Origin of the sequence: Amycolatopsis thermalba (genome assembly GCF_023376025.1) — a bacterium.
GTDB lineage: Bacteria > Actinomycetota > Actinomycetes > Mycobacteriales > Pseudonocardiaceae > Amycolatopsis_E > Amycolatopsis_E thermalba.
On record NZ_CP091196.1, the window covers coordinates 6,953,932 to 6,969,339 of the forward strand.

Sequence of the window (15,408 nt, forward strand, 5' to 3'; positions counted from 1 at the left end):
CTTCGCGCAGCCGTTGTGTTACCTAGAGCAAACCGTTGGGATCAGGTTCACACCATCTCGGCCGCGGTGGGCGGTTCGGCGCCGCTCCGGGACACGGTGATGGACGCAGCCTTGGCCGCGAAAGTCAAGGCCTCGCGCCAACCGGACTCGCCCAGATCGGTGAGCGTGCCCACATTCCGGTCGTGCAGCCACGACAGCAGCGCGCCCTGCACGGTGTCGCCGGCGCCGATCGTGTCCACCAGCTCGGCGGGCGCGGACGGTACCGAAACGGTCACGGATGCGGTGTGGACGGCCAACCCGTCGCCGCCGCGGGTCAGCACCACGGCGTCCACCCCGGCGTCGAGCCACGACTTTATCGCCGCGTCCAGCCCGGCCGGGCCAGCCAGCCACTCGCCGTCGTCGTCGGACAGCTTCAGCAGCCGCACGTCGGGCAGCCACGACGCGAACCGGCGGCGGTAGGCGTCGGCGTCGGCGATGAGGTCGGCCCGGATGTTCGGGTCGAGCGCGGTCAGCACACCCCGAGCGGCCTCGCGGCGCAGCACGGTCTCGTAGGTGGTGGCGCCGGGCTCCAGGACCATGCCGAGGGTGCCCAGGCACAGCACGGTGACGTCCTCGGGCAGCGGTCCCGGGTCGGCGACGAGGCGGTCGGCCGTGCCCTCGGTGTAGAAGGTGTAGCTGGCCGACCCGTTCGGCGCGAGGGCCACGACGGCGAGGGTCGTGTTCTCCACGCCCTCCTGCACCATCGATATGTCGACATTCGAGGCCATCAGCCGTTCCCGCAGGGCCTGACCGAACCGGTCGGTCGAGATCCGGGACAGGAACGCGGTCGGCGTGCCGAGCCGCCCGGCCGCGAGGGCCACGTTGTACGGGCCGCCGCCGAGGCGCGGCACCAGGGACGTCAGGCCGTCGTTCGTCTTCTCGGCACCCGGCACCAGGTCGACCAGCGCCTCGCCACCCACCACGATCACGGGCGAGATGCTAGCCCGCCCAGGAGCAACTCGGACAGCGCCGTGAAGGCTTCGGCGTCGGTCACCCCCGTGCGGGAGCCGACCACGCCGGTCTGGATGGCCTCGACGAGCACCGTGGCCATCTCCGCGATGAGCGTGGCGTGCACGTTCCGGAACACCCCGTCCGCGACGCCCTTGGCGATGAACGACCGGATCTTCGCCGCCGCGGCCCGGCTGTTCAGCTCGTAGGCCGCGCGCGCCGGGGCGAAGTCGTTGATGTCCCGCATGAACGCCGCGGACGCCCGGTTCAGGTGGTCGGCGATGCCGCTCAGGTAGACGCCGATGATCTCGCGGGCGTCCTCGACGCCGGCGATCCGCTCGTCGAGCTCGCCGGCGGCGCTCTTGAAGTAGTGCTGCACCACCCGGACGGCGAGCTGCTCCTTGCTCGGCGCCAGCGCGTACAGCGTCGACTTCGAGCAGTGCGTCTTGGCCGCCAGGTCGTCGAGCGTGAAGTGGACGAAACCGTCGACCAGGAACAGCTCCTCCAGCTCGGCGAGCAGCGCGCGTTGCCGGGAGGTCAGCGCCTTGCCGCCCGATGGCGGGAGCACCTCGCGACTGGTCATGGAACCACCGTATGTGCTGTACTGGAGACGATTACAGAGTACTGCTTCGAGTACACCCGGAGGCAACCATGCCGGTCGACCGCCTGCTCCCCGACCGCGAATACGAGGACCTGATCGCGCTGGCGAGGGAACTGGCCCGCGACGAGCTCAAGCCGCTCGCCGCCGAGTACGAGGAGGCCGAGCGCTTCCCGCGGGAGCAGTTCCGGCTGCTCGGCAAGTCGGGCCTGCTCGGGCTGCCGTACTCCGAGCGCTGGGGCGGCGGCGAGGTGCCGTACGAGGTGTACCTGCAGGTCGTGGAGGAGATCGCGGCGGCGTGGATGTCGGTCGGCGTCGGGCTGTCGACGCACATCATGTCCTGCTACGCGCTGGTGAACTACGGCACCGACGAGCAGCGCGACCGCTGGTTGCCGGACATGCTCGAGGGGCAGCTGCTGGGCGCGTACGCGCTGTCGGAGTCGCACGCCGGGTCCGATGCGTCGGCGCTGGCGACGCGGGCGCGGCTGGACGGGGACGCCTACGTCGTCAACGGCACGAAGGCGTGGATCACGCACGGCGGCAAGGCGGACTTCTACACGACGATGGTCCGCACGGGCGAGGACGAGATCTCGTGCCTGCTGGTGGACGGGCGCACGCCGGGGCTGTCCGCGGCGCCGCCGGAGCGGAAGATGGGGCTCACCGGGTCGACCACGGCGCAGATCATCTTCTCCGACGCCCGGGTGGACGCCGACCGGCTGATCGGCCCGGCGGGCGCCGGGATGCGGATCGCGCTGTCCTCTTTGGACTCCGGACGGCTCGGGATCGCCGCCTGCGCGGTGGGTCTGGCGCAGGCGGCGCTGGACGAGGCGGTGGCGTACGCGAAGGGGCGCACGCAGTTCGGCAAGCCGATCATCGACTTCCAGGGGCTGGAGTTCCTGCTCGCCGACATGGCCGCCGCGGTCGACTCGGCCCGCGCGACCTACCTCGACGCGGCGCGGCGCCGGGACCGCGGGATGCCGTTCGGCCGCCAGGCGTCGGTCGCGAAGCTGATCGCGACCGACGCGGCGATGAAGGTGACCACCGACGCGGTCCAGGTCCTCGGCGGAGCCGGCTACACGCGCGACTTCCCGGTGGAGCGCTACATGCGGGAGGCGAAGGTGCCGCAGATCTTCGAGGGCACCAACCAGATCCAGCGCATGGTGATCGCCCGCCACCTGAAGCGGGCCTGATTGCGGAACTCGCTGGGGCGAGCGGGGAACTCGCCCGCCCCAGCGTGGGACTCGCGCGGCCGAGCGTGGAACTCGCGCGGCTGAGCGTGGGACTCGCCCGCCCGAGCGTGGAACTCGCGCGGCTGAACGCGAGACTCGCGTGCGAGCGTAGGACTCGCCCGCCCCAGCGTGGAACTCGCGCGGCCGAGCGTGGAACTCGCCCGCCCCAGCGTGGAACTCGCGCGGCCGAGCGTGGAACTCGCGCGGCTGAGCGTGGGACTCGCGCGGCCGAGCGTGGGACTCGCGCGGCTGAGCGTGGAACTCGCGCGGCTGAGCGTGGGACTCGCGCGGGCGGGTTCCGCGTTCCGCAGCGCTACTCGGCGTAGCGGCGCGGCGCCACCACGCCCTCGCCGCTCGCGTCGTCGAAGTGGTAGACCTCGCGGCCGCGCACGAAGACCCGCATGGCGCGGTTCATCACGTCCAGCGGGTCGCCGGACCACAGCACGATGTCGGCGTCCAGGCCGGGCTTCAGCGAGCCGATCCGGTCGTCCAGCGACAGCATCTCCGCCGGGTTCACCGTCAGCGCCCGCAGCGCCGTCTCCGGGTCCAGCCCGTCCTTGACCGCGAGCGCGGCCTGGTACACGAGGAAGTTGATCGGCACCACCGGGTGGTCCGTGGTGATCGCGATCCGCACCCCGGCCCGCGCCAGGATCCCGGCCGAGCGCAGCGTCCGGTTCCGCAGCTCGACCTTCGACCGCGTGGTGAACAGCGGCCCGAGGATCACCGGGACGCCCTTCTCCGCCAGCACGTCCGCGATCAGGTGCCCCTCGGTGCCGTGGTTGACCACCAGCTTGTAGCCGAACTCCTCGGCCAGCCGGATCGCGGTGACGATGTCGTCGGCGCGGTGGGTGTGCTGGTCCCAGTACAGCTCGCCGTCGAGGACCTTCGCCAGGGTCTCCAGCGTCAGGTCGACGTCGAACGGCTTGCCCTCGGCCCGCGCGTGGTCGCGCTGCGCGACGTAGTTGCGGGCCTTCGTGAACGCCTCGCGGATGATCGCCGCGACCCCCAGCCGCGTCGACGGCGTCTGGCCCTTGTCGCCGTACACGCGCTTCGGGTTCTCGCCCAGCGCGCTCTTCACGCTGACCGCCTCGTCGAAGACCATGTCGAGCGCGGTGCGGCCCCACGTCTTCACGGCGACCGTCTGCCCGCCGATCGGGTTGCCCGAGCCGGGCTTGATCACCACGCTCGTCACGCCGCCGGACAGGGCGTCGTCGAAGCCGATTTCGAACGGGTCGATGCCGTCGAGCGCGCGGAAGCGGGCGCCGTTCGGGTCGGTCATCTCGTTGGTGTCGTTGCCGGCCCAGCCCTCGCCCTCCTCGTGCACGCCGAGGTGGGTGTGCGCGTCGACGAACCCGGGCAGCACCCAGGTGCCCGAGGCGTCGACCAGCTCCGCGTCCTCCGGGACGTCGACCTCCGCGGCCGTGCCGACCGCGGAGATCCTGCCGTTCTCGATCAGCACCGTGCCGCCGTCGATCGGGTCACCCTCGACCGGCACCACGTATCCGCCCACAATCGCCTTCACCATGGTGAGCAACGCTAACGGAACCGCTTTTCCAGGTGCACGAGGTGGTAGTGCGCCTCGGGGGTTCGCCCGGTTTCGGCGTATCCGAGCCGGGCGTACAGGCGCAGCGGGCCCTCGCTCAGCTCGCCGGTGAACAGCCGCAGCACGCGCACCTGCGGCGGCAGCCGATCCTCGGCCGCCTTCACCAGCGCCGAGCCGAGTCCCGCGCCCTGCCGGTCGGGAGCGACCACCAGGCGGCCGACCTCGCCCACCTCGCCGCGCAGGCGGATCCGGACGCTCGCGACCAACCGCCCGGACTCCCGCACGCCCCAGGTGACCACGTCCGGATCCGCGAGCACCGCGGCCAGCTCGCCGAGCGTCTCGGTCAGCGGCGGCAGGTCGAAGCTGCGATGCGCCCGCGCTTCGGTGAGGAACGCGGCGCGCTGCAGGGTCAGCAGCTCGCCCGCGTCCGCCGCGCCGAGCCGGATCGGCTCAGCCATGGACCCGGACTCCCCAGCTGCCGGTCCACGACGTGCCCGGCTCCAGCTCGATCAGATCGGTGCCCGAGTTCAGCGCGTCGGCCGGGCAGGTCATCGGCTCGATCGCGACCGCGCGGCCGCGGCCGACCAGGTCCGCGGGCGTGAACACCTGCACCCACTTGAAGTCCGGCCCGGTCCACACGTCGACGCTGCGCTCGCCGTGCGACAGGACGTGGTGGAACCGGCCGTCGTCACCGGCGACGAGACCGCCGAACGCGGTGTCCAGGTCGACCCTGGCCAGGACCCGGCCCGCGCGGAAGTCGTACTCGGTGCCGGCGGTGTCCTGCTCGTCGCCGTAGGGCAGCTGCTGGTCGCCGAGGTACGGCCGCACGCGGGTGGCGGGCAGGGTCAGCGTCAGCTCGTCGGTCGGCACGTCGCCGATGCGGAAGTACGGGTGCGCGCCCACCCCGACGCCGATGGCCGACTCGCCCTCGTTGCGGATCTCGTGGGTGACGGTCAGCTCGCGCGGCGCCAGGTCGTAGGTGATCCGGGCCTGCAGCGGCACCGGCCAGCCCGGCTGCTTCTCCACGTCGATCTCGAAGGTGATCGACGATTCGGCGTGCTCGACGAGCGTCCACTCGCGGTGCCGGGTCAGGCCGTGGATCGCGTTGCCGCGGGCCTCCTCGGTGACCTCCAGCTGCTGCTCCTCGCCCCGGTGGGTCCACCGGGCGGCCTTGGTGCGGTTGGGCCACGGCAGCAGGATCTGCCCGGCGCCCTTCGGCGGGTGGGCGTCCTCGGCGAAGGTCTCCAGGTAGGGCACGCCGCTGATCTCGAACGCCCGCAGGCCCGCACCGATCTCGGTGACGACGGCGCGCGCGTTGCCGCGGGTGATCTCGAACTGCTGTCCCGTGGGGTTGGCCATGGCCCCGAAGATACTGGGCGGCGAACTAACTAGACCGGTCGTCATAGTTTGCGCTACGGTGATCGACATGGTCCGGAGAACCGACACCCGTCGCCGCATGGTCGCCTCGGCCGCGGAGCTGTTCCACACCCAGGGCTACCACGCGACCGGCCTGAACCAGCTGGTCAGCGCCGGTGGCGCGCCGAAGGGCTCGCTGTACTTCCACTTCCCCGGCGGCAAGGAGCAGCTGGCCGCCGAGGCGGTCACGTTCTCCAGCGAGAACATGGCGGACCTGCTGCGCTCGACGCTCGGCGCCGCGCCGGACGCGGGGACGGCCATCACCCGCGTGATCGACGCGCTGGGGCGCAACCTCGCCGACTCGGACTACCGGTCCGGCTGTCCTATCGCGACGGTCGCGTTGGACGCCGCGGACAGCGAACCGATCCGGCAGGCGTGCACCGACGGGTACGCGTCCTGGCACGCCGTCCTCACCGAGTACCTCACCGGGCAGGGCGCCGATCCCGCGACGGCGGCGACGCTGGCCACCATCGCGCTCAGCGCCATCGAGGGCGCCCTGCTCCTGGCCAGGACCCAGCACGACCTCGCGCCGCTGCACGCCGTGGGCGACCACCTGCGCGCCACCTTCGAACGGGAGCTGACATGAAGGTCCACCACCTCAACTGCGGCACCATGCGTCCCCTCGGCGGGCGGCTGATCGACGGCCGCGGCGGGTTCCTGCACCGCGCCGAACTGGTCTGCCACTGCCTGCTCGTCGACACCGGCTCCGAACTGGTCCTGATCGAGACCGGGATGGGCTCACCGGCCGTCGACCGCGCGGACGAGTGGCTCGGCGCGAAGTTCGTGCGCATGGTCGGCGTGCGGACGTCGGTGGCGGAGACCGCGGCCGAACAGGTCCGCCGGCTCGGGTACGCGGTCGAGGACGTCCGGCACATCGTGCTCACCCACCTCGACCTCGACCACGCCGGCGGGCTGGTCGACTTCCCGCACGCCACCGTGCACGTCTACGCCGAGGAGCTGCGGGCGCTGCGGTCACCCCGCGACGAGAAGGAACGCGGGCGGTACCAGCAGGTCCACTTCGCGCACGGTCCACAGTGGAGCAGCTACCCGGACACCGGCGAGAAGTGGTTCGGCTTCGACGCGGTGCGCCAGCTCAAGGGGTTGCCGCCGGAGATCCTGCTGGTCCCGCTGGGCGGGCACACGCGCGGGCACGCCGGGGTGGCCGTGGACACCGGACACGGGTGGCTCCTGCACGCCGGTGACGCGTTCTTCCACCACGGCCAGATCGACCCGGCGCGCCCGCACGCCACCCCGGGCCTCGCGTGGTTCGAGGCCCGGGTGGAGACCGTGCCGGGCGCGCGGCGGGAGAACCACCGGCGGTTGCGCGAGCTGGTGCGCGACCACGGCGACGAGGTCACGGTGCTGTCGGCGCACGATCCTTACTTCTTTCGGCACGCATCGCGAGCCAGTTGACCACCCACAGCAGGACACCGACGCCGAGCAGGATCGCCGCGATCGTGTAGTCCCGCGCCGGACGGCCGGACAGCGGGCTCACCAGGTACAGGCAGAACACCGCGGCCAGCGCCGGGATGATCGTCGGCGCCCGGAAGTGCGGGTGGTCCACCTTCTCCCGGCGCAGCACCAGCACCGCCACGTTGACGATCGCGAAGACCACCAGCAGCAACAGCGCCGTGGTGCCGCCCAGCACGCTGATGTCCACAGTGGACACCAGGATGATGGCGATGACGCTGGTGAACACGATCGACACCCACGGCGTGCGGCGCAGCGGGTGCACCGTGCCGAGCACCTTCGGGATGATCCGCTCGTTCGACATGCCGTAGAGCAGGCGGCTGGCCATCAGCATGTTGATCAGGGCCGAGTTGATGACCGCGAACAGGCCGATCGCGGAGAACACCTCGCGCGGGAAGCCGGGCGCGCCGACGTCGAGCACCTTGAGCAGGGCGTTGCTCTTCGCCGCGGACAGCTCGTCGGCGGGCACCAGCAGGGAGGAGGTCAGCGAGACCAGCACGTAGATGGTGGCGGCGACGACCATCCCCCACAGCATCGCCTTGGGGAAGATGCGCACCGGGTCGCGGCACTCCTCGGCCATGTTGACCGAGTCCTCGAACCCGACCATCGCGAAGAACGCGAGCGAGGTCGCCGAGGTGATGGCGACGAGCGCGGTCTGGTCGGCGGTGTCGAACTCGACCAGACGGCCGGGGTCACCGTTGCCGTTGAGCACCGCCCACACGCCGACGCCGATGATGATCAGCAGGCCGGACAGCTCGATGCAGGTGAGCACGACGTTCGTCTTCACCGACTCGCTGACACCGCGGAAGTTGATGGCGGCGAGGCCGACGACGAACAGCGGCGCGATCAGCCAGCCGGGGAGGTCGACGAACTCCTTGAGGTAGGTGTTGGCGAACGCGATCGCGGCCGAGGAGGCCGACGTGATGCCCGAGCACATGACCGCGAAGGCGACCATGAAGGTCAGGAACGGGACGCGGAACGCGCGGTTGGCGTACAGCGCGGCGCCCGCCGCTCTCGGGTACTTGCCGACCAGCTCCAGGTAGCTGAACGCGGTCATGAACGCGACCACGAACGCCAGCAGGAACGGCAGCCACAGCGCGCCGCCGACCCGGCCGGCCACCTGGCCGGTCAGGGCGTAGACGCCGGTGCCGATGATGTCCCCGACCACGAAGAACAGCAGGAGCTTCGGGCCGATGACCCGCTTGAGCGCGGGTTCCTGAGTAGTGCTCACCTCAGCCATGCCGGAGAAGTGTGCCCCAATCCGTTTTGCCGGGCCACGCTTTCGGGGGAATGCCCGCCGTTTGGATCAACGGGACATCCAGGCTGGCAGGCGTGACCGGCCGGGACACGGGTAACCGGGGGTGTGGACGGTTTCCTGGCGATCTACCTCAACGACCAGCTCGCACTCGGGGTCGGCTGGCGCGAGCTGGCCCGGCGGGCCGCGGGCAACAACCGCGGCACCGCGGTGGGCGAAACACTCGAACGGGTGGCGACGGAGATCGCCGAGGACGTCGACACGTTCCGGTCGATCATGGACCACCTGGGCGTCCGCCAGAACCCGCTGAAGACGGCGGCGGTGTTCGGCGCGGAGCGGCTGTCCCGGTTCAAGCCGAACGGGCGGCTGCTGGCTTATTCGCCGCTGAGCCGCTTCCTGGAGCTCGAAGTGCTGACGATGGGGATCGACGGGAAGAAGCAGCTGTGGACGACGCTGCGCGACCTGGCCGGCCTCGCCGACCAGGTGCCCGGCGTCGACTTCGACACGCTGATCGAACGGGCCGCGAGCCAGCGCGCGCTGCTGGAACCACACCGCGTGCGGGCGGGCACCGAGGCGTTCCAGGCCGGCGAGTAGCCGGCGCGCCTACTTCGTGACCGCCGCGGCTCGGTAGCGCCAGAACGCGGGCAGCAGCGCGACGGCGATCGCCATGAAGACGATCACCAGCACCCCGCCACCGGTCGCCGCGGCGGCCGTGCCCACCGCGGCCGCGGTCCAGCCGTGCGTGAGGTCGGCGATGCGGGGCCCGCCCGCGACGACCACCGTGAACGCGCCCTGCATGCGGCCGCGCATCTCGTCGGTCGCGGCCATCACCAGGATCGCCTGGCGGTAGATCGCGCTCACCATGTCCGCGGCGCCGGCCAGGCACAGGAACACCACGGCCAGCCACAGCGAGTTCGACAACCCGAACCCGATCACCGCCACGCCCCACGCGCAGATCGCGACCGTCACCGCGACACCCTGCCGCCGGACCCGGCCGAGCCAGCCGGAGAACAACCCGATGACGACCGAGCCGATCGGGATCGCCGCGTACAGCCAGCCCAGGGCGAGGCCGCCGCCGGGTGGGTCGCCGAAGGTGCGCTCGGCCATCTCCGGGAACAGGGCCCGCGGCATGCCGGCGACCATCGCGATGATGTCCACGACGAACGAGGCGAGCAGGACCTTCTGGGTGCCCATGTAGCGGAAGCCGTCGAGGACGTCCTTGAGACCGGCGGCGCGGACGGTGCCGGACAGCGGCGGCAGCGGTGGCAGCCGCCAGACCGAGAAGAGCGCGACGACCAGCGCGATCGTGTCGATCAGGTAGAGCGTGGGCAAGCCGATCACCGGCATCAGGGCGCCGGCGGCCATCGGCCCGAACACCATGCCGAACGTGTTCACGGTGCCGGACAGCGCGGCCGCCGCGGGCAGCAGTTCCGGTTCGATCAGCCGGGCCACGATCGCGCTGCGGGTCGGCATGTTGATCGCGAAGAACGCCTGGTTGAACGCCAGGAGCACGAAGACCAGCCACACCGAGCCGATGTCGAAGAACGCCTGGGCCCACAGCAGGGCGGACACGACGGCGATGCCGGCGTTGCCGAAGATGAGCAGCTTGCGGCGGTCGACGGTGTCGGCGATCGCGCCGCCCCACAGCCCGAAAACGAGCAGCGGGACCAGCGCGACGATGCCGGTCAGGCCGACGTACCCGGACGAGCCGGTGAGGTCGAAGACCTGCTTCGGCACGGCGACGGTGGTGAGCTGACTGCCGATCGCGGTGATCGCGGTGCCGGTGAACAGGCGCCGGAAGGCGGGCGTGCGCAGCGGCCGCACGTCCACGACCACCGATTTCAGCAGTTTGCGCTTCTTGCCCCGTTGCGACCCGGCCTCGACACTCACAACCGGCCAGTTTAGCCGCGCTAACTAACCAAGCGCTGGTGATTTACCTCGCCGACCGCAGAACTCGCCGGCACGACCGCAGAACTCGCCGCCACGAACGCAGAACTCGCGCCCAGGAGCGTGGGACTCGCCGGCACCCGCGCGAGTTCCACGCTCGGGCGCGCGAGTTCCACGCTCGGGCGCGTGAGTTCGGCGTTCGGGTCAGGGGGCGACGCGCTCGATGTGCCAGCCGTCCTGGGTGCGCACGTACCGCAGCCGGTCGTGCAGCCGGTTCTGCTGCCCCTGCCAGAACTCGACGACCTCGGGCCGGATGCGCCACCCGCCCCAGTGCGGCGGCAGCGGCACCTCCTCCACGTCGCTGAAACGGCGCTCGATCGACGACAGCGCGACGTCCAGGTCCCGCCGGCTCGTCACGACCTTCGACTGCGGCGACGCCCAGGCCCCGAGCTGGGAGCCGCGCGGGCGCTGCTTCCAGTACTCGGCGGTCTCCTTGACGTCGACCTTCTCCACCTCGCCGCGCACGGTCACCTGCCGCTGCAGCGCGTACCAGGGAAAGGTCGCCGACGCGTACCGGGTCACGGTCAGGTCGTGGCTCTTGTTCGAGGTGTAGTTCGTGTAGAACACGACGCCGCGCTCGTCGAGGCCCTTGCACAGCACGGTGCGGGAGGACGGGCGGCCTTCGGCGTCGGCGGTGGCCAGCACCATGGCGTTCGGCTCGGCGACCCCGGCGGCGATGGCCTGGTTCAGCCAGTCCTGCAACTGCTCGGTCCAGCTGCCGGCCAGGTCGGCCTCGTCCAGCGCTTCGCCGTCGTAGGCCACCCGCATGCCGGGAAGGCGTACCGCAACGTCGTCGATGTTTTCGACCTCTGGCATGTGCCGACCTCCGCGACCCGCTTACTCACCCGTAACAGCCCACGTTAGGGCCTGGGAAGCCGCTCCGAAAGCCGACGAACGGTGACACCGGCCACGGCCCAGCAGCTCCTCGGCGGTCACCGCGTCCGGGGCCAGCGCGGTGATCAAGAACCCGGCGACCGGCAACGGGGTCACCGCCCACCAGTCGCCGCTCGACGGCTGCGCCACTTCGTCGCCGACCAGCAGCTCCGTGGCGAGCACCCGGTGCCCGGCCAGTACCGCGGCACTGGCATCGAGGGCCGGGTCGCCGACGGTGAGGGTCTGGTCCAGCACCGGCCTGCCGCCGGAGGTGACGCGCTGCGACGTGGTGAGCCGTCCGGGTGCTTCACCCGCGCGGCCGAGGACCAGCACCTCACGCGTGCGGAACCGTGCGGTCTCGTCGAGGGTCGCGACCAGTTCCGCGGTGTGCCGGGCCCGCGCGGTGACCACGGTCGGCTCTGGCCGGTACTCCAGCGAACCGCCGGGGCCGACCTCGACGCGCACCGACGACGTGCTGGCTGCGGCGGCAGGCCCGGGCAGCGCGAGCGTCGCGGCGACCCCGGACAGGCGCAGGTCCGCGCCCGGTCCGACCACGACGTCCAGGACCAGCTCGTCGCCGCCGAGCGGGGCGGTCGCCGAGTTCACCAGGTGGACCCGGGCCGCCGCGCCGGACCCGCGCCGCGGTACCAGGGTCAGTGGCGCCATCGACGTCAGCTCCCGCAGCACCGTCCGCCCGCCGGCCGCCTCGGCGACGAGCCGGGCGTGCGCCTTCACCCGGCCAGCTGTTCGCGCACCCACGCCGCCACGCCGGGCGCGTCCGGCGTGCGCACCAGCGACTGCGTGATGACCGGCAGCTCGCCGCGCATGCGGTGGGCGTCGGAGGTCATCACGTCCAGGTCGGCGTTCACCAGGTGCGCGATGTCGATCTTGTTGATGACCAGCAGGTCGGCGGTCGTCACGCCGGGCCCGCCCTTGCGCGGCACCTTGTCCCCGCCCGCGACGTCGACCACGAAGATCTGGCTGTCCGCCAGGCCCCGGCTGAACACCGCGGTCAGGTTGTCCCCGCCGCTTTCGATGATCACCAGCTCCAGCCCGGGGAACCGGTCTTCCAGTCGTTCCACCGCGTCGAGGTTGGCGGTGATGTCGTCGCGGATCGCGGTGTGCGGGCAGGCGCCGGTCTGCACGGCCTCGATGCGCTCGGGGTCGAGCACGCCGGCCTTGCGCAGGAAGTCGGCGTCCTCGGTGGTGTAGATGTCGTTGGTCACCACGGCGAGGTCGATCTCGTCGCCGAGCGCCCGGCACAGCGCGGCGGTCAGCGCGGTCTTGCCGCTGCCCACGGGGCCGCCGATGCCGATGCGGAACGCGCGGCCGCGCGCGGGCGGCGTCTCGTACCGGTCGGGTTCGGTGGCCGTCGGGTCGAAGTTGACCGGGTGCACGTGGCCGTGACCGTGTCCGTGTTCAGCTGGCAAAGAGACGCACCTCTTCCTCGTGGTGGCGCAGGTGTGCTTCGGCGAGCAGGTCCAGCGCCGGTGAACCGGGCGACGGCAGCCGGGCCGGGTCGGTCCCGGCGTAGCCGGCCGCCTGCTCGGCGACGGCGTCGAGATCGGGCCCCAGCGCGGCCACCATCGCGTTGACGGTGAACGGGTCGAACCCCAGCAACCGCACCGCCGCACTGGCCGGTCCGCTGACCGCGAGGTAGGCCACGGCCAGCGCCGCGTCCCGCGGTGTGCCGCCCGAAACGCCGGTGAGCGCGCCGGTGATGATCGGGTGGTGCGGGCGCGGGGTGGCGGCCAGCAGCTCGTCGATCACCGGTGACGGCCAGGCGATCCGGCCGGCGCGCGCGGTGCCACGCCCCTGCGCGCGCGATGCCGTGCGCTGGGCCGGCGACGGCGTGCGGGCGTCGAGTTCCTCGTCCAGCCGCGTCCACTGTCTACTCACGACGGACGCGGAAGCGAAGACGGCGGATAGGTATCCGGCCGTCCACAAGCGACCGTGCAGGAACCCGGGCAGGTCGGCGGTGGTGCGGATCAGCCCGCGCGCCACCGCTTCCTCGAGCCCGCCGGAGTGCACGTGACCGCCGCCCGGGAACCGGGAGTCGGCCAGCAGGATCGCGGAGATGCCCATCAGAACAGGAAGTACCGCTGGGCCATGGGCAGTTCGGCGACCGGTTGCGGTTCGATCAGCTCGCCGTCGACGTGCACGGCGAAGCTGTCCGCGTCGACCTGGATGTCCGGCAGGGCGTCGTTGAGCACCATGTCGGCCTTGGTCACGCGGCGCACGTTGCGCACCGGCACGAGCGACCGGGTCACCGGGAGGCCGGCCGCGAGGGCCTCGGGCGCGACGAAGTACACGCTGCTAGCCGCGGCCACGGACGGCGCGGCGCCGAACATGGGCCGCGCGAGCACCGGCTGCGGCGTCGGGATGGACGCGTTGGCGTCGCCCATCGCGGCCCACGCCACGAAGCCGCCCTTCAGCACCACGTGCGGTTTGACGCCGAAGAACTTGGGCTCCCACAGCACCAGATCGGCGAGCTTGCCGACCTCGACCGAGCCGATCTCGCCGTCCATGCCGTGCGCGATCGCCGGGTTGATCGTGTACTTGGCGACATAGCGACGGGCGCGCAGGTTGTCGGCCGCGCCGTCGCCGGGCAGCGCGCCACGGCAGCGTTTCATCACGTGCGCGGTCTGCCAGGTGCGGATGATCACCTCACCGATCCGGCCCATCGCCTGCGAGTCCGAACTCATCATCGAGATCGCGCCGAGGTCGTGCAGCACGTCCTCGGCCGCGATGGTGCTCGGGCGGATGCGGCTCTCCGCGAAGGCCAGGTCCTCGGGCACCGACGGGTTGAGGTGGTGGCACACCATCAGCATGTCGAGGTGCTCGTCGAGGGTGTTGACGGTGTGCGGGCGGGTCGGGTTGGTCGACGACGGCAGGAAGTTCGGCAGCCCGGCCACCTTGATGATGTCCGGCGCGTGCCCGCCGCCGGCGCCCTCGGTGTGGTAGGCGTTGATCGACCGGCCGGCCACCGCGTCCACTGTGGATTCCAGGAACCCGGCCTCGTTGAGCGTGTCGGTGTGGATCGCCACCTGCACCCCGGATTCGTCCGCCACCGTCAGGCACGCGTCGATCGCGGCCGGGGTGCTGCCCCAGTCCTCGTGCAGCTTGAACCCGCCCGCGCCGGCCGCGAGCTGTTCCCGCAGCGCCTCCGGCCGGACGGTGTTCCCCTTGCCCAGCAACAGGACGTTGACCGGCTGGCCGTCCATCGCCCGCAGCATCCGCACCAGGTTCCACGGGCCGGGCGTGACGGTGGTGGCCTTCGTGCCCTCCGACGGGCCGGTGCCGCCGCCGACGAGCGTGGTCAGGCCGGAGGCGAGCGCGGTGTCTACGAGCTGCGGGCAGATGAAGTGCACGTGGCAGTCGATGCCACCCGCGGTGAGGATCCGGCCGTTGCCGGACAGGATCTCCGTGGCCGGGCCGATCACCAGGTCCGGGTCGACGCCGTCCATCGTGTCCGGGTTGCCCGCCTTGCCGATGCCGACGATCCGGCCGTCCCGCACCCCCACATCGGCCTTGACCACGCCCCAGTGGTCGAGCACGACGGCTCCGGTGATCACCAGGTCCGGCGCGCCCTCGGCGCGGGTCGCCATGCCCTGGCCCATCGACTCGCGGATCACCTTGCCGCCGCCGAAGAGCACCTCGTCGCCGGAGCCGGCGCCCATGCTGCGGTCCTCGGTGACCTCGATGAGCAGGTCGGTGTCGGCCAGCCGGATCCGGTCGCCGACGGTGGGGCCGAACAGCTCGGTGTAGCGCTCGCGGTCGATGCTGCTCACTCGCCGTCCTTCCGCAGGCCGGGAACGGTTCGCGAGCCGGCCAGCGGCACCAGGCCGACCTCGCGCTCCACGCCCGGCTCGAAGCGGACGGAGGTGCCGGCGGGGATGTCCAGGCGGTGACCGCGGGCCGCCGCCCGGTCGAATTCGAGCGCCGGATTCGTCACCGCGAAGTGGTAGTGCGAACCGACCTGCACCGGGCGGTCACCGGTGTTGCTCACCCGCAGCCGCACGCGCGGGCGGCCCGGATTCAGCTCGACGGGCGATCCGGCCGGGATGATCTCTCCTGGACGCACGCGCGC

General features: G+C 71.6%; 17 protein-coding genes. 4 read left to right on the forward strand and 13 right to left on the reverse strand.

The window, feature by feature from the left end; genetic code table 11:
- Positions 1 to 47 precede the first annotated feature (47 nt).
- Positions 48 to 968 carry a carbohydrate kinase family protein gene (locus L1857_RS33640; protein WP_094009090.1) on the reverse strand — a complete coding sequence of 307 codons (921 nt, stop codon included), beginning with the start codon at positions 966 to 968 and terminating at the stop codon, positions 48 to 50.
- A complete protein-coding gene (locus L1857_RS33645) occupies positions 965 to 1,570 on the reverse strand; it encodes a TetR/AcrR family transcriptional regulator (RefSeq protein ID WP_116114484.1) in 606 nt (201 codons plus the stop codon). The genes L1857_RS33640 and L1857_RS33645 overlap by 4 nt, the downstream gene beginning before the upstream one ends.
- Before the next feature lie 68 nt (positions 1,571 to 1,638).
- On the opposite strand from L1857_RS33645, the gene L1857_RS33650 reads away from it, so the two are divergent.
- Positions 1,639 to 2,775, forward strand: a complete 1,137-nt coding sequence (locus tag L1857_RS33650; RefSeq protein WP_116114486.1) for an acyl-CoA dehydrogenase family protein — start codon at positions 1,639 to 1,641, stop codon at positions 2,773 to 2,775.
- Positions 2,776 to 3,127: 352 nt separating this feature from the next.
- On the opposite strand, the gene L1857_RS33655 is transcribed toward L1857_RS33650, so the two are convergent.
- From L1857_RS33655 to L1857_RS33665, 3 genes are read right to left on the reverse strand one after another with little or no spacing between them, the layout of a single operon-like run.
- Positions 3,128 to 4,339, reverse strand: coding sequence for an amidohydrolase (locus L1857_RS33655; RefSeq protein ID WP_094009097.1), 1,212 nt, complete (start codon positions 4,337 to 4,339; stop codon positions 3,128 to 3,130).
- Positions 4,340 to 4,350: 11 nt separating this feature from the next.
- On the reverse strand, positions 4,351 to 4,815 hold the full coding sequence (locus tag L1857_RS33660) for a GNAT family N-acetyltransferase (protein WP_116114488.1): 465 nt from the start codon (positions 4,813 to 4,815) through the stop codon (positions 4,351 to 4,353).
- Positions 4,808 to 5,716, reverse strand: coding sequence for an aldose 1-epimerase family protein (locus L1857_RS33665; protein WP_116114490.1), 909 nt, complete (start codon positions 5,714 to 5,716; stop codon positions 4,808 to 4,810). The genes L1857_RS33660 and L1857_RS33665 overlap by 8 nt, the downstream gene beginning before the upstream one ends.
- A 67-nt stretch (positions 5,717 to 5,783) precedes the next feature.
- On the opposite strand from L1857_RS33665, the gene L1857_RS33670 reads away from it, so the two are divergent.
- Entirely contained in the window at positions 5,784 to 6,359 is a 576-nt protein-coding gene (locus L1857_RS33670; protein WP_094009096.1) for a TetR/AcrR family transcriptional regulator, read from the forward strand.
- Positions 6,356 to 7,186, forward strand: a complete 831-nt coding sequence (locus L1857_RS33675) for an MBL fold metallo-hydrolase (protein WP_094009085.1) — start codon at positions 6,356 to 6,358, stop codon at positions 7,184 to 7,186. The genes L1857_RS33670 and L1857_RS33675 overlap by 4 nt, the downstream gene beginning before the upstream one ends.
- On the opposite strand, the gene L1857_RS33680 is transcribed toward L1857_RS33675, so the two are convergent.
- Positions 7,128 to 8,483, reverse strand: a complete 1,356-nt coding sequence (locus L1857_RS33680) for an APC family permease (protein WP_094009084.1) — start codon at positions 8,481 to 8,483, stop codon at positions 7,128 to 7,130. The genes L1857_RS33675 and L1857_RS33680 overlap by 59 nt on opposite strands.
- A 123-nt stretch (positions 8,484 to 8,606) precedes the next feature.
- Here L1857_RS33680 and L1857_RS33685 point away from each other — a divergent pair, with 123 nt between their 5' ends.
- A complete protein-coding gene (locus L1857_RS33685) occupies positions 8,607 to 9,092 on the forward strand; it encodes a hypothetical protein (RefSeq protein WP_094009083.1) in 486 nt (161 codons plus the stop codon).
- 9 nt (positions 9,093 to 9,101) lie between these two features.
- On the opposite strand, the gene L1857_RS33690 is transcribed toward L1857_RS33685, so the two are convergent.
- From L1857_RS33690 to L1857_RS33720, 7 genes are all read right to left on the reverse strand, one after another.
- Positions 9,102 to 10,388: an MFS transporter gene (locus L1857_RS33690; protein ID WP_094009082.1), complete on the reverse strand. Its 1,287-nt coding sequence runs from the start codon at positions 10,386 to 10,388 to the stop codon at positions 9,102 to 9,104.
- Positions 10,389 to 10,589: 201 nt separating this feature from the next.
- The gene (gene pdxH / locus L1857_RS33695) at positions 10,590 to 11,261 is read right to left on the reverse strand and encodes a pyridoxamine 5'-phosphate oxidase (RefSeq protein WP_094009081.1); all 672 of its coding nucleotides are present in this window, start codon (positions 11,259 to 11,261) and stop codon (positions 10,590 to 10,592) included.
- Between the two features lie 21 nt (positions 11,262 to 11,282).
- A complete protein-coding gene (locus L1857_RS33700) occupies positions 11,283 to 12,053 on the reverse strand; it encodes an urease accessory protein UreD (protein WP_094009080.1) in 771 nt (256 codons plus the stop codon).
- On the reverse strand, positions 12,050 to 12,748 hold the full coding sequence (gene ureG, locus L1857_RS33705) for an urease accessory protein UreG (RefSeq protein ID WP_094009079.1): 699 nt from the start codon (positions 12,746 to 12,748) through the stop codon (positions 12,050 to 12,052). The genes L1857_RS33700 and ureG overlap by 4 nt, the downstream gene beginning before the upstream one ends.
- Positions 12,738 to 13,403 carry an urease accessory protein UreF gene (locus L1857_RS33710; protein ID WP_094009078.1) on the reverse strand — a complete coding sequence of 222 codons (666 nt, stop codon included), beginning with the start codon at positions 13,401 to 13,403 and terminating at the stop codon, positions 12,738 to 12,740. Before L1857_RS33710 ends, ureG begins: the two co-directional genes overlap by 11 nt.
- Positions 13,403 to 15,109: an urease subunit alpha gene (locus L1857_RS33715; RefSeq protein ID WP_249467264.1), complete on the reverse strand. Its 1,707-nt coding sequence runs from the start codon at positions 15,107 to 15,109 to the stop codon at positions 13,403 to 13,405. Before L1857_RS33715 ends, L1857_RS33710 begins: the two co-directional genes overlap by 1 nt.
- Complete coding sequence (locus L1857_RS33720; protein WP_094009076.1) at positions 15,106 to 15,402, reverse strand: urease subunit beta; 297 nt, start codon at positions 15,400 to 15,402, stop codon at positions 15,106 to 15,108. The genes L1857_RS33715 and L1857_RS33720 overlap by 4 nt, the downstream gene beginning before the upstream one ends.
- Positions 15,403 to 15,408: the final 6 nt, after the last annotated feature.

Bases quoted from the DNA above. Each gene is read 5' to 3' on its own strand.
- L1857_RS33645 (WP_116114484.1), bottom strand. From the start codon at position 1,570: ATGACCAGTCGCGAGGTGCTCCCGCCATCGGGCGGCAAGGCGCTGACC.
- L1857_RS33650 (WP_116114486.1), top strand. From the start codon at position 1,639: ATGCCGGTCGACCGCCTGCTCCCCGACCGCGAATACGAGGACCTGATC.
- L1857_RS33655 (WP_094009097.1), bottom strand. From the start codon at position 4,339: ATGGTGAAGGCGATTGTGGGCGGATACGTGGTGCCGGTCGAGGGTGAC.
- L1857_RS33660 (WP_116114488.1), bottom strand. From the start codon at position 4,815: ATGGCTGAGCCGATCCGGCTCGGCGCGGCGGACGCGGGCGAGCTGCTG.
- L1857_RS33665 (WP_116114490.1), bottom strand. From the start codon at position 5,716: ATGGCCAACCCCACGGGACAGCAGTTCGAGATCACCCGCGGCAACGCG.
- L1857_RS33670 (WP_094009096.1), top strand. From the start codon at position 5,784: ATGGTCCGGAGAACCGACACCCGTCGCCGCATGGTCGCCTCGGCCGCG.
- L1857_RS33675 (WP_094009085.1), top strand. From the start codon at position 6,356: ATGAAGGTCCACCACCTCAACTGCGGCACCATGCGTCCCCTCGGCGGG.
- L1857_RS33680 (WP_094009084.1), bottom strand. From the start codon at position 8,483: ATGGCTGAGGTGAGCACTACTCAGGAACCCGCGCTCAAGCGGGTCATC.
- pdxH (WP_094009081.1), bottom strand. From the start codon at position 11,261: ATGCCAGAGGTCGAAAACATCGACGACGTTGCGGTACGCCTTCCCGGC.
- L1857_RS33710 (WP_094009078.1), bottom strand. From the start codon at position 13,403: ATGGGCATCTCCGCGATCCTGCTGGCCGACTCCCGGTTCCCGGGCGGC.